The following is a 12,466-nucleotide window of genomic DNA, read 5'->3' as shown; positions in this document are numbered from 1 at the left end:
GCGAGGCGGCAACCTTCGCGGGCATGACAGCGGTGGAGATTACCCCCCGTAGCTCTGCACAAGGCTTCCCGCTACCAGCGACCAGCCGTCGACCAGCACGAAGAAGATCAGCTTGAACGGCAGCGAGATGGTTGCCGGCGGCAGCATCATCATGCCCATCGACATCAGTACCGAGGCGACGACGAGGTCGATGATCAGGAAGGGGAGGAACAGCAGGAATCCGATCTCGAAGGCGCGCTTTAGCTCGGAGATCATGAAGGCGGGGACCAGGATGCGTAAGCCGAGTTCGTCGGGGGTGGCGGGTGGCGGCTCGCCGGAGAGATCCAGGAACAGCTTGAGGTCCTTCTCGCGTACGTTCTTCTGCATGAAGCCGCGCAGGGGGACGGAGGCGCGCTGAAGCGCGTCCTCGACGCTGAGCTGATTCGCGACGAGCGGGCGGATGCCCTCGTCGTAGGATTTCTGCAACACCGGTCCCATCACGAAGAAGGTAAGGAACATCGCCAGCGCGATGATCACCGAGTTCGGCGGAGCGGTCGCCGTGCCCATCGCGGTGCGCAGCAGCGACAGCACGACCACGATGCGCGTGAACGACGTCATCATGATCAGGATCGACGGTGCGATCGACAGCACCGTCAGCAGCGCGATCAGCTGAATCGCACGCTCGGTGACGCCGCCGCCGCCCGGACTGCCGCCGAGATTAATGCTGATGTCCTGCGCATGCGCCGGCATCGCGAGCGATGCCGCGCCGATCAGGATAGAAAGAAAAAAAACTCTACGCGGGAGGGCCGGCAGCCTCACGAAGACGGCTTTGGACGGCCAAGCAGCGAGGCCATTTCGTCTTCGAGATTTTCAAAGCTGGTCTTTTCCGGGGCCGGCTTTGCGGGTGAGGCCGGTGGTGCCGGCGGTTCGCTGCGGGCCGCACGCGGGGGCTCCGGCGCGACCGGAGGGGCAAGCGTCTCGCCGGCAGGGCGGCGCAGCGCAGCTTCGAGCCGCTGCGCCATCTCGGCGAGATTCTGCTCGGCGCTCGATGGCGCCGCAGGAGCGGGCGCCGGCGGCGGAACGGGCGGAGCCTGCGGCACAGGCGGAGGAGGCGGCGGCGCGGCTGCGCGCTCGGGAGGCACCTTCACGGGCTCGCTCTGGCGCGGCGGACGCGGCATCAGAGGGGGTTCGTTGCGGGCAACGCGCGGCGGAATAGGTTCGGGACGCAGCTCGCGCTCGGGGCGCGGCGCGAGCGGCTCGGACATGAAGCCGCCCCGCGGCGGCTCGTTGCGGCGTTCGGCCATGGCGGGAGCGGGCCGGCGCACTTCGTCGGCGAAGGACGGGCGCGCGGGCCGCGGCGGCGGCTCGGGCATCTGCGGTTCGGGATGATCGAGCAGTTCGGGCCGCGGTGCTTCGTCGGCCCAGCCGCTGGTATCAGGCATTGGCGCAAGACGCGGCGGCTCGGCGGCATTGGGACGCTGCGGGAGCTGGTCGCGGCCGGGCGCTGCGCGCACGATGTTGGGCTCGACGACGATGTCGGTGGGGCCGCCGATCATTAGCAGATGCTCGACATTGTCACGCCGGACCAGCACGAGGCGGCGGCGGCCGTCGACCGCGGCGGCATCGATCACGGCGAGCCGGGGCATGCGGCCGCGCTGGGTGTTGGCGCCGAGCCGGCTGGTGGCGAATCGGCGAACCAGCCATGCAGCGACGCCGATCAACGCCAGAACGACGATGAACGCGACGATGAAGGTGATAGGGCTGCCTTGCATACTTGTCCCCGACAAATGGCGCTTCTCTCGTGCCCGTGGTCAGATGCGCCAACCACCGGCATACGATGCCCCAAACTGCGATTTCTTAACGTCCCACGGCAAGTTTTGCCGTCCCCAACTCTTAATAACCTATGAATCGCTCGATCCAAAACGACTTCTTGGCCTGTGCACGCGCCGCCAAGGGGTTGGGTTAATGCCGTTTTGGAAGGCGTAGAATCACGGGGGCGCGCATTCGTGTTCCGGCGGGGGACATCCGCCCGTGACGTCCTTAACCAGCTGTTAACCATACACGCGGCAAATTCTGCCTAGCTTCGGACTTGGTCCGTGAGGCGGAAGGAGCCGCAACGATGTCAATCAACGATCTCCCGGTGCTGTCGGCGCTTCGCACCAAGATGCAATGGCATCAGGAGCGCCAGCGCGTCCTGTCCGAGAACGTCTCCAATTCCGACACGCCCAAATTCCGGCCACGCGACCTGGTCGAGCCGAAACTGGACAAGGCCGGCGCCGTCACGGGTTCGATGGGCCCCCTGGCGCTCACCCGCACCAGCGGTTCCCACATCGCGCCATCAGGCGGGGCCTCCGGATTCGACCAGAACAAGAATGCGGGTTTTGAGACCCGCCCCGCGGGCAACGCCGTCAATCTCGAAGAGGAGATGATGAAGGCCGCCAGCAACCAGATGGATTATGCGGCCGCGACCTCGCTCTATTCGAAGAGCCTGCATCTGCTCAAGACCGCGATCGGCAAAGGCTAGGGCTGGAGGTAGATCATGGCGAATGACAGCAGCGACTTTGCCCGCTCGATGGCGATTGCGACCTCCGGTCTGCGGGCACAGGCCGGGCGCATGCGGGTGATCTCGGAGAACATCGCGAACGCGGATTCGACGTCGCAGAGTGCCGGCGGCGATCCCTACCGGCGCAAGGTGCCGACTTTCTCCTCCGCGCTCGACCGAACGCTCGACGCGCAGGTCGTCACCCTCGGCCGGATCAAGCCCGACCAGTCGAACTTCCGCACCAAATACGAGCCGAACAATCCGGCGGCGGATGCGACCGGCAACGTCAAATATCCCAACGTGAACTCGGTGGTCGAGATGACCGACATGCGCGACGCGCAGCGGTCCTACGAGGCCAATCTCAACATCATCAGTGCGACGCGCCGGATGATCCAGCGCACCCTCGACATCCTCAAGAGCTGAACAGGACATCTGAGCCATGGCAACACCGACAATTGCCGCCAACGCCTATGCAAACCTCGCTCGCGTGCTGGAGAACAGCGGCGTCGGCAAGGGCAGCGAGCCGAGCGGGCAGTCCTTCGCCTCGCTTCTGAAAGACACTGTCGGCAGCGTCCTGGAGTCCGGCCGCAAATCCGATGCGCAGACGGTGGCGATGGCCGCCGGCAAGGCCAACGTGATGGACGTGGTGACGGCGGTCGCAGACACCGACGTCGCGGTGTCCACGCTGGTCTCCGTCCGCGACCGTGTGATCGCGGCCTATGAAGACATCATGAAGATGCCGATCTGATTTCGACCTCCGTCGTCATTGCGAATCTTTCCAGGGCGGCAGCCTGGATTGCTTCGCTGCGCTCGCAATGACGGGGAGGGGGCGTTCGATCACCGCGAGGCGCGGGGATGAGACTTGAACAAAGGAAGTTGGCAATGACCGGACCGGAAACCCTCGACGTCGCGCGTGATGCGATCTGGACCATCGTGATCGTGTCGTCGCCCCTGATGATCGTGGGGCTCGTGGTCGGCGTCGTCGTGTCGCTGTTCCAGGCGCTGACGCAGATCCAGGAGCAGACGCTGATCTACGTGCCGAAGATTTTGGCGATCTTTGCCACAATGCTGCTGGCGCTGCCGTTCATGGCCGACGCACTGCATTCCCACATGCTGCGGATATCGTCGCGAATCATCGGCGGCTGAGGCACAATGCGCCGGTCATGCGCATCGACGTCTCGCTGCTGCCGGCGCTTGCCGCCTCCTTCATGCTCGCCTTCGCCCGGGTCGGCGCGATGGTGATGCTGTTGCCGGGCCTGGGCGAGACCAATATCCCGACGCGGATCAAGCTGTCGATCGCGCTGCTGCTCACGCTGATCATCCTGCCGCTGCATCGGAGCGCCTACCACGTCGACATGGAATCGATCGCGGCGCTGCTCGTCCTGATGCTGCATGAGATCGTGATCGGCATCGTGCTGGGGGCGACCGCGCGGGTGACGTTGTCGGCGCTCCAGGTTGCCGGTGCCGTGATCGCGCAGCAGATGGGGCTCGGTTTCGTCACCTCGGTCGATCCGACGCAGGGACAACAGGGCGTGCTGGTCGGCAACTTCCTGACAATATTGGGGGTGACGCTGCTGTTCGCCACCGACAGCCATCATCTGGTGATCGCGGCGCTGAACGACAGCTACGCGATCTTCGCGCCGGGCGAGACCGTGTCGAGCGGCGATGTCGCCGCGCTGGCGACGCGCGCCTTCGCCGCCGCATTCCGCTTGGGTTTGCAGCTTTCCGGCCCGTTCCTGGTGTTCGGCCTCGTCTTCAACATCGGGCTTGGCGTGCTGGCGCGGCTGATGCCGCAGATGCAGGTCTATTTCGTCGGCGTGCCGCTGTCGATCTTCGCCGGTTTCCTGGTGCTCGCCGTGGTGCTCACGGCGATGATGGGCACCTATCTCGACTATTTCATCGGTGTCATGCACCAGATGATGCCACTCAAGTGACCGGGTGATCGATGGCGGAAGACAACGATCCAGAGAGTCAAACAGAAGACCCGACGCAAAAACGTCTCGAAGATGCGCTCGAACGCGGTGACGTCGCCAAGAGCCAGGAGATCAACACCTGGTTCATGATCGCGGGCGCTACGCTTGTGGTATCGAGCTTCTCAGGCTCGGTCGGCAGCGGGCTGATGACGCCGATGCGCAACCTGCTTGCCAATTCCTGGATGATCAAGACCGACGGCCGGGCTCTGCTCGCCCTGATGCAGCAGATCGAAGTCGCGGTGCTCGCGGCGGTCGGCGTGCCGCTGCTGATGCTGGTGCTGGCGGCAATTGCGGGCAACATGCTGCAGCACCGCCTGGTGTGGTCGGCCGAATCCCTCAAGCCCAAATTCAGCAAGCTGTCGCCCGCCGAAGGCCTCAAGCGCATCTTCGGCAAGCAAGCGGCTGCGAACTTCCTCAAGGGCCTGGGCAAACTGATCGTGCTCGGCGCGGTCATGACCGCGATCCTGTGGCCCGAGCGGCATCGCATGGAGGCGATGGTCAGGCTCGATCCGGCCGCCATGCTCGGCGCTACCACCAGCCTGACCATTCATCTGCTCGGCGCGGTGGTCGCGGCGCTCGCGATCATCGCCATCGGCGACTATTTCTTCCAGTATCGCAGCTGGTTCCAGCGGCAGAAGATGTCGCTCCAGGAGATCAAGGAAGAGTTCAAGCAGTCCGAAGGCGACCCGCACATCAAGGGCAAGCTCAGGCAGCTGCGCCAGCAGCGCTCCAAGAAGCGCATGATGGCGGCGGTTCCCAAGGCCTCCGTGATCATCACCAACCCGACCCACTATTCGATCGCGCTGTCCTACGAGCGCGGAATGTCGGCGCCGATCTGCGTCGCCAAGGGCGTCGACAACCTCGCTTTCAAGATCCGGGAGATCGCGCGCGAGCACGACATCCCGATCGTCGAGAACGTGCCGCTCGCCCGCGCGCTCTACGCCACCGTCGAGATCGACCAGGAAATCCCGACCGAGCACTACCATGCAGTCGCCGAAGTCATCGGCTACGTCATGCGTCTGAAGAGCGGATTCGGCGCCAGCCGGCAATAAAACCCCTGAAAAGTACTGGACATGGCCGTAATCTGGGAATCAGCGTACCTTTCGTCCCTGCTGCCCTTGCGCCTGCGGGTCCGATTCAGGCAGGGAGGACCCCACGCGCCCTGTAGCGCGTTGATTCTCTGCCGACAGGCTGCGCCAGCTTGAGATGACTGCTGAGACCGACCACGACCTCACACGCGAGCCCGTTGCGGCGCCCGAACCGTCGCCGCGCTCGGGCAGCATTGCGCTGGTGCTGCTGGTGGCCGCCGGCCTCGTCGCCGTCGCCATCGGGCTGATGACGCTCGGGCGCGCGCAGGCGCAGCCCTATATCCTCGGCATCCTCGCCGTGCTGGCGATGGTCGGCCTGTTCAACCTGTTCGCCTTTGCGGCCGGCATCATCCGCTTCGTCGATCGCAATCTCGACGACCCCGTGATGGGGCGCATCGCCGACCACGCCTTCGATGGCCTGGCCGTGACCGACCCGCGCGGCCATGTGGTCTATTCCAACGCCGCCTATCTGACGCTGACCGGCGCCACCGGCCCGCAGGAGGTGCGCCCCGTCGAGCGCGTCTTCATCGGCAACCCCGACGTCTCCGAAGCCGTGTTCCGCCTGTTGAAAGCCGCGCGCGAGGGCAAGCGGCAGCAGGAAGAGGTGCGGATCTCCGGCCAGGACGGCAGCCAGGGCCGCTGGCTGCGCATGCGGGTGCGGCCCCTTGGCACGGGAAAGCGCGAGACGAAATACGCGGTGTGGTCGATTGCCGACATCACCCGCGACCGCGAGCGCCAGGAGGACGTGTTCCAGGAACTCCAGCACGCGATCGAATATCTCGATCACGCGCCTTGCGGCTTCTTCTCGGTCAATCCGGCCGGCGAGCTCGCTTATGTCAACGCGACGCTGGCGAACTGGCTCGACCACGACCTCGCCGAGATCGGCTCGGGCGGGCTGAAGCTCACCGACATCGTCTCCGGCGACGGCGCTTCGCTGCTTACCGCGATCGTGGCGGTGCCGGGCGAGGTGAAGACCGAAGTCTTCGACATCGACTTGCGCATGCGCACCGGCAAGACCATGCCGGTGCGGCTCTATCACAAGCTCGCCTTCGGCGCCGACGGTGCGCCGGGGCCGTCGCGCACGCTGGTGATCAGCCGTGCCCGCGATGAGCGCAGCGATCCGGACCGCGCCGCCGAAGTGCGCTTCATGCGCTTCTTCGACCATACGCCGATGGCGATTGCGACGGTGGACCGCGGCGGCAACGTCGTGCGCTCCAATGCGCGCTACGCCAAGCTCGGGCAGGCGCTGGGGCTCGACAGCGCCAGCAAGTCGATCTTCCGCGCGGTCAGTTCGCGCGACCGGCACCTTTTGATCGCGGCCATCAACCAGGCCGCGGAGGGACAGGCCGACGTCGCGCCGGTCGAAGTCGCGCTCGAAGGCACCAAGGAGCGCTGGGGCCAGTTCTTCGTTACGCCGGTGGACGCGGCCGAGAACGACGCCGAAGCCGCCATCGTGCACATGCTCGAGACCACCGAGCGGCGCGCGCTGGAGAACCAGATCAACCAGTCGCAGAAGATGGAGACGGTCGGCCAACTCGCCGGCGGCATCGCGCACGACTTCAACAACGTGCTCTCCGCCATCATGATGGCGAACGACTTCCTGCTGAACGCGCACAAGCCGACCGATCCGTCGTTCCAGGATATCATGCAGATCAAGCAGAACGCGACGCGCGCCGCCACGCTGGTGCGGCAGTTGCTGGCGTTCTCGCGGCGACAGACGCTGCGGCCGCAGGTGCTCGATCTCGGCGACGCACTTTCCGATCTCGCGATGCTGCTGCGCCGCCTGATCGGCGAGAAGGTCAAGCAGGAGACCATCCACGGCCGCGATCTCTGGCCGGTCAAGGTCGACGTCTCCCAGTTCGAGCAGGTGGTCGTCAATCTCGCGGTCAACGCGCGCGACGCCATGCCGGAGGGCGGCAAGCTGATCATCCGCACCGCCAACGTCACCACAGAGGAAGCCGCCAGGCTCGCCTACAAGGGCATGCCGGCCGCGGACTATGTGCGGATCGAGGTTGCCGACACCGGCACCGGCATTCCCGCCGACATCCGCGACAAGATCTTCGAGCCGTTCTTCTCGACCAAGGAAGTCGGCAAGGGCACCGGCCTCGGGCTCTCCACCGTCTACGGCATCGTCAAGCAGACCGGCGGCTTCATTTACGTGGACTCCGAGCCGGGGCAGGGCACCTCGTTCCACATCTTCCTGCCGCGGCATCACGCCGAGCCTGAAGAGCAGGTCGAGCAGCCCGCGGCGGTCGTTGGTGCGGCGAAGGAGGCCGGGCTTGCGGCGGAAGCCAAGCCCCGCACCGATCTCACCGGGCAGGGCACCATCCTCCTGGTCGAGGACGAAGAGGGCCTGCGCGCGCTCAACGCACGCGGCCTGCGCTCGCGCGGCTACACCGTGGTCGAGGCCGAGAATGGCGTCGAGGCCATGGAGTTGCTGGACGAGCAGAGCGGCGGCATCGATCTCGTCGTCTCCGATGTCGTGATGCCGGAGATGGACGGCCCGACCCTGCTCAAGGCGATGCGCGAGAAGAATCCCGACATCAAGTTCATCTTCGTCTCCGGCTATGCCGAGGACGCGTTCGAGAAGAGCTTGCCCCAAGGCCAGCAGTTCGACTTCCTGCCAAAGCCTTTCACGCTCAGCCAACTCGTGGCGGCTGTGAAGGAGACGATGACGAAGGTAGGGTGAGGCTTTGAGGAAAAAGCGGAATTCTCCCCTCCAAGCCGCCGGTAACCCGTGACCGCAGTCCCTCGCACACCCGGCCAAGCGCCCGCCAAATATGGGCTTTTGCCACATCCCCGCGACTGAGGGCCGCAGCCATAAGTTCCGAAACCATCTTCACTTTTCGGGAAGTCTGCCCATCTTAAGGACACGTCCCCATGCCGGGGATTTGGGAAACGCACATGAAGTTCTCACAACGCTCCCGCAGTCTCTTCAAGACGATCGCTGTCGTGCTGGCGCTTGCGCTGCCGACCGCGCTGGCGATCTCGTCAGCCGACGCGCGCGTCGGTGGCGGCATGTCGTCGGGGTCGCGCGGCGCGCGGACCTATTCGGCCCCGCCGTCGACCACGACCGCGCCGGGTTCGACGTCGCAGTTCAACCGCACCTACACCCAGCCCGGTGCAGGCATGAATTCGGCCGCAACCGCGCCTGCGCGCGGCGGCCTGTTCGGCCGCGGCGGTGGCTTCCTGGGCGGCCTTGCGGCCGGCTTCCTCGGCGCGGGCCTGCTCGGCATGCTGTTCGGCGGTGGCCTGTTCGGCGGCCTTGGCGGCCTGTCCTCGATCCTGGGCCTGATCATCCAGATCGTGCTGGTGGTGGTCGTGGTGCGGCTGGCGATGTCGTGGTGGCAGCGCCGCCACACGCCGCAGGCTGCCTATGCCAACGCGAATGCCGGTGCCGGCCCGGGACCTGATACGAACTCCCGCATTGGTCTTGGCAGTGGCTTCGGCTTTGGTGCCAACAACGCGCCGCTCGAGATCAAGCCGGCGGACTATGAGGCGTTCGAGCGTCTGCTCGGCGACGTCCAGGCCGCTTGGTCCAACGAGGACGTGGCCAAGCTGCACACGCTCGCGACGCCGGAAATGGTCTCCTATTTCGAGCAGGACCTCGGCCAGAACCGCGGGCGCAACGTCGTCAACAAGGTCAGCGATGTGAAGCTGTTGCAGGGCGACCTCGCGGAATCCTGGCGCGAAGGCGAGACCGACTACGCGACAGTGGCGCTGCGCTTCGCGCTCACGGACAAGACGCTCGACCGCAACACCGGCGCGGTTGTCGCCGGCAGCGAGCAGCCGGGCGAGGCCACCGAAGTCTGGACCTTTGCCCGACGCCCGGGCAGCGGCTGGGAATTGTCGGCGATCCAGCAGACCAACTGATCGCAGACGACATGAAAGCCAGGGCGTCGTGCTTCTTGCACGGCGCCTTTTTCTTTTGGGACGTCTCGTATCGCGGAACCGGAATAAGCGGACGCGCCTCGGGTTGAAATCCGGCGGCCACGGGATCGCAAGCTAACGGCACGGCTTTTTCCGCGGGTGACGACAAGATCTGCAAGAACTGGACGTCGAGCACGCAAGGCGCGGCGGTCGTCGGCCACGCCGATCGTCAAGGCCTGCGCGATGACGAACCATCGAAATCGTGGAACAGTTCGCATCCCTCGCGCGGCCCCGATGGCGGCTGCTCGCAGGCCGATCTGAAGAGCACCGGCGGCGACGGCTTGCTGTATTGCTTCGCGGCGAATTGAGACGCGGAACTCTCTCCCCCGTCATGGCGTTCGTGGTTGCGTGCTACACTCGCCGCAACGCAATCACGGATCTCTCCCATGAAGTACGAACTCTATTATTGGCCCGAGATCCAGGGCCGCGGCGAATATGTGCGGCTGGCGCTGGAAGAGGCGGGGGCGGCCTACGTCGACGTGGCGCGCGGTCCGCGCGGCACGGCTGCGATGATGAAGATGATGGACGCGCACAAGGGCACGCCGCCCTTTGCGCCGCCGTTCCTCAAGGCGGGAAAACTCATCGTCGGCCAGACCGCCAACATCCTGCTCTATCTCGGCGCCCGCCACGCCCTCGCCCCGAAGACCGAGGCCGGCCAACTCTGGCTGCATCAGCTTCAGCTCACGATCACCGACCTTGTGGTCGAGATTCACGACACCCATCATCCGCTCGGACCCTCGCTCTATTACGAAGACCAGAAGCCGACGGCGAAGAAGCGCACGGCCGATTTCTGGGGCGAGCGCGTGCCGAAATATCTCGGCTATTTCGAAGACATTTTCGCCGGCAATGGCGGCGCCTATATCACCGGCCGCAAGCTGACCTATGTCGATCTCTCGCTGTTTCAGATCGTCGACGGCCTGCGCTACGCGTTCCCGAAGCGCATGAAGGCGTTCGAGAAAGATATCCCGGGCCTCGTCGGCCTGCACGATCGGGTCGCCGCGCGGCCGAACATCAAGGCTTATCTCGAAAGCGAGCGCCGTATTCCCTTCAACGAGCAGGGCATCTTCCGTCGGTATAAAGAGCTCGATAATTAGCCGGTCCGGAGGGAGGCTGGCGGCAGCCCCCGTTCCGGACCGGCCGTTTCGGGCGCGATCAATCGCCCGAACACGTCGTGGCTTTCGAGCGCTTGCCAACGCTTCAGAACATCGTCGCGTCTTCCTTCCGTGCATCGCACAGGACAGTGATGCGCACTCACCACGCGCCGGGCAGCAGGCGATAGCGCACGCGCGTCATATAATCGGAGTAGCCCGGCAAGCCTTCGCGCAACGTGCGTTCCTCGATGCGAATGCGGGCTGCAAACAATACGAGGACGAGCGGCACCATCAGAAGTCCCCACCACGAGCCCAGCAGCAGCGGCACGCCGGCGAAGAACAGGATCATGCCGCTGTACATGGGATGGCGCACATGCGCGTAAGGCCCGGTCGAGATCACGCGCTGCGCGCGCTCGGCTTGCAGCTTCACCACGGGCGCGGCGAACGAGTTCTCGCGGAAGACCCAGAGGATGAAGAGCGTCGAGAGCAGGAATAATGCGAGGCCGAGCATCTGCAGCGCGAGCGGCATGTCGGAGGATAGCGTGCGCCTGTCGAGCCCCATCGCAGCCAGCCAGACCAGCATCACGACGACGAAGGCGATCATGAACGCCTTGTCGGCGGCCGGCTGGTCCTTTTGCAGGACAGGCCGCAGACGTTCGGCGAGCAAGGCAGGGTCGATCCGGTAGAGCCACCAGCCGCAGAGCGGGCCGAGCAGGGCGCAGGTGGCAAGGAACACCCAGGCCGAAGGCCAACGCATCGTCCCGGCGCAAGCGAACAGCAGCGCGCCCATTGCGACAGTGGTAATCGTGTTCTGTAGCAGCAGTTTTGCGATCATGCGCAGGTCTCAGGGTAGACGCGCACGATATTGGTCCCATTATCCGGCAAAGATGCGGCCGGACGCGCGAAAGGCCCGATCGACCGGATCGGGCGCTTCATTGCGAAACGGACGGATCAGGCGAGCTGATCGATCCGCGTACCCTGACCCGGCGGCAGCGGCGCAGGCGGCGGCGGCTTATAGGTCGGGTCGTTGTCCTTGGTCTTGGTCTGATCGTCCTGCTGCTTGGTCGCGTCGTAGCTCGGCACCACGATCGCGATCGGCGGCGGCGAAACGGTAGAAACGCTCATCCACAAATCCTCACACATGGAAACAATTGACCTTGCACCGCGAGGCGCGAAATTTCCTTCAAGGCAATCGTTAAAATGCGAACGATTCGGTGCGGTGGGATGTGCTCTCGGACCTCGTCATTGCGAGGAGCCCTTGCGACGAAGCAATCCAGTCTGTCACCGCGGAGACAGTTTGGATGTGCTTCGCTACGCTCGCCCCGCCTATTCGTCCTTGCCGCGCGTGATCGTGATGGACGCGTCGGTTTTGGTGCGGGTGCATTCCATGTTGAGACGCCGATAACGCATGCTGATCTTGTCGCCGCGCAGGAGTCCCATCCGCTTCAGGCAGCGTGTCGCGCCCGTCGTTGTATCATCCTTCGTCACGGTGAAGACGATCGCCGCCATCGACCCCACCAGCGCAAAGAACTCCGGCTTGGGCTTGCGATCGCCCTTGGCATAGAGCTCGATCGAATATTTGTCGCCACGGCAGGCCACAGACAATTCCTTGGCCGCGGGGTGCGAGAGGTAGACGACATTGGCGGCGCGGAAATTCACCTTGAGGCGATCGATCTGGTTCGCCAACTCCTTGGCGCTGTCGTCGCAGCGGTCGGCGCGTGCGGGCGAGGCGAGGGTCACAAGGCCGATGATGGCGGCGGCGACCAGGATCGCGCCGCGGACGTTCAAGTTCAATGTCATGATAAAAAGCCCCTTATGGGGCGTATTCAAGCGTCGTCCCGCGCGTAGCGCAAGGGGTGCGCC

Annotated in this window: 14 protein-coding genes and 1 pseudogene; 10 read left to right on the top strand and 5 right to left on the bottom strand. The window is 64.8% G+C overall.

All coding sequences use genetic code 11. From position 1 onward, the window contains the following. Positions 1-39: 39 nt before the first annotated feature. Together fliP and IVA74_RS35090 are read right to left on the bottom strand one after the other, a co-directional pair. Complete coding sequence (fliP, locus tag IVA74_RS35095; protein WP_247351949.1) at positions 40-798, bottom strand: flagellar type III secretion system pore protein FliP; 759 nt, start codon at positions 796-798, stop codon at positions 40-42. After that, positions 795-1,751, bottom strand: coding sequence for a flagellar biosynthetic protein FliO (locus tag IVA74_RS35090; protein ID WP_247351947.1), 957 nt, complete (start codon positions 1,749-1,751; stop codon positions 795-797). The genes fliP and IVA74_RS35090 overlap by 4 nt, the downstream gene beginning before the upstream one ends. Positions 1,752-2,098: 347 nt before the next feature. On the opposite strand from IVA74_RS35090, the gene flgB reads away from it, so the two are divergent. The 10 genes and pseudogenes from flgB to IVA74_RS35040 all read left to right on the top strand — a co-directional run bounded on the left by flgB (position 2,099) and on the right by IVA74_RS35040 (position 10,606). After that, complete coding sequence (gene flgB, locus IVA74_RS35085; RefSeq protein WP_247351945.1) at positions 2,099-2,503, top strand: flagellar basal body rod protein FlgB; 405 nt, start codon at positions 2,099-2,101, stop codon at positions 2,501-2,503. A 15-nt stretch (positions 2,504-2,518) separates the two neighbouring features. Next, complete coding sequence (gene flgC / locus IVA74_RS35080; protein WP_027567607.1) at positions 2,519-2,944, top strand: flagellar basal body rod protein FlgC; 426 nt, start codon at positions 2,519-2,521, stop codon at positions 2,942-2,944. 16 nt (positions 2,945-2,960) lie between these two features. Beyond that, the gene (fliE, locus tag IVA74_RS35075; RefSeq protein WP_247351943.1) at positions 2,961-3,269 is read left to right on the top strand and encodes a flagellar hook-basal body complex protein FliE; all 309 of its coding nucleotides are present in this window, start codon (positions 2,961-2,963) and stop codon (positions 3,267-3,269) included. A gap of 134 nt (positions 3,270-3,403) precedes the next feature. Beyond that, a complete protein-coding gene (fliQ, locus tag IVA74_RS35070) occupies positions 3,404-3,667 on the top strand; it encodes a flagellar biosynthesis protein FliQ (protein ID WP_129268713.1) in 264 nt (87 codons plus the stop codon). Between the two features lie 17 nt (positions 3,668-3,684). Then, positions 3,685-4,455, top strand: a complete 771-nt coding sequence (gene fliR, locus IVA74_RS35065) for a flagellar biosynthetic protein FliR (protein WP_247351941.1) — start codon at positions 3,685-3,687, stop codon at positions 4,453-4,455. A gap of 11 nt (positions 4,456-4,466) precedes the next feature. Then, a complete protein-coding gene (gene flhB, locus IVA74_RS35060) occupies positions 4,467-5,546 on the top strand; it encodes a flagellar biosynthesis protein FlhB (RefSeq protein WP_247351939.1) in 1,080 nt (359 codons plus the stop codon). Between the two features lie 154 nt (positions 5,547-5,700). After that, positions 5,701-8,271 (top strand): PAS domain-containing protein, encoded by a 2,571-nt coding sequence (locus IVA74_RS35055; RefSeq protein ID WP_247351937.1) that lies wholly within the window; start codon positions 5,701-5,703, stop codon positions 8,269-8,271. Positions 8,272-8,462: 191 nt separating this feature from the next. Next, positions 8,463-9,455: a Tim44 domain-containing protein gene (locus IVA74_RS35050; RefSeq protein ID WP_247351935.1), complete on the top strand. Its 993-nt coding sequence runs from the start codon at positions 8,463-8,465 to the stop codon at positions 9,453-9,455. Positions 9,456-9,574: 119 nt separating this feature from the next. Beyond that, a pseudogene (locus IVA74_RS35045) lies at positions 9,575-9,820 on the top strand (lectin); the annotation flags it as partial. A gap of 78 nt (positions 9,821-9,898) precedes the next feature. Continuing rightward, entirely contained in the window at positions 9,899-10,606 is a 708-nt protein-coding gene (locus IVA74_RS35040) for a glutathione S-transferase (protein WP_247351934.1), read from the top strand. Between the two features lie 157 nt (positions 10,607-10,763). Here IVA74_RS35040 and IVA74_RS35035 read toward each other — a convergent pair whose 3' ends face one another. The 3 genes from IVA74_RS35035 to IVA74_RS35025 form a co-directional block, all read right to left on the bottom strand. Then, positions 10,764-11,438 (bottom strand): isoprenylcysteine carboxylmethyltransferase family protein, encoded by a 675-nt coding sequence (locus tag IVA74_RS35035; RefSeq protein WP_247351932.1) that lies wholly within the window; start codon positions 11,436-11,438, stop codon positions 10,764-10,766. A gap of 116 nt (positions 11,439-11,554) precedes the next feature. Then, positions 11,555-11,728 carry a hypothetical protein gene (locus tag IVA74_RS35030; protein ID WP_247351930.1) on the bottom strand — a complete coding sequence of 58 codons (174 nt, stop codon included), beginning with the start codon at positions 11,726-11,728 and terminating at the stop codon, positions 11,555-11,557. A 201-nt stretch (positions 11,729-11,929) separates the two neighbouring features. Then, positions 11,930-12,403 (bottom strand): hypothetical protein, encoded by a 474-nt coding sequence (locus IVA74_RS35025; protein WP_247351928.1) that lies wholly within the window; start codon positions 12,401-12,403, stop codon positions 11,930-11,932. Positions 12,404-12,466: the final 63 nt, after the last annotated feature.

It is taken from the genome of Bradyrhizobium sp. 132, from assembly GCF_023074185.1.
Lineage (GTDB): Bacteria > Pseudomonadota > Alphaproteobacteria > Rhizobiales > Xanthobacteraceae > Bradyrhizobium.
Note: the sequence above shows the minus strand (reverse complement) of the source record. Positions and strands in the feature narration are given on the sequence as shown.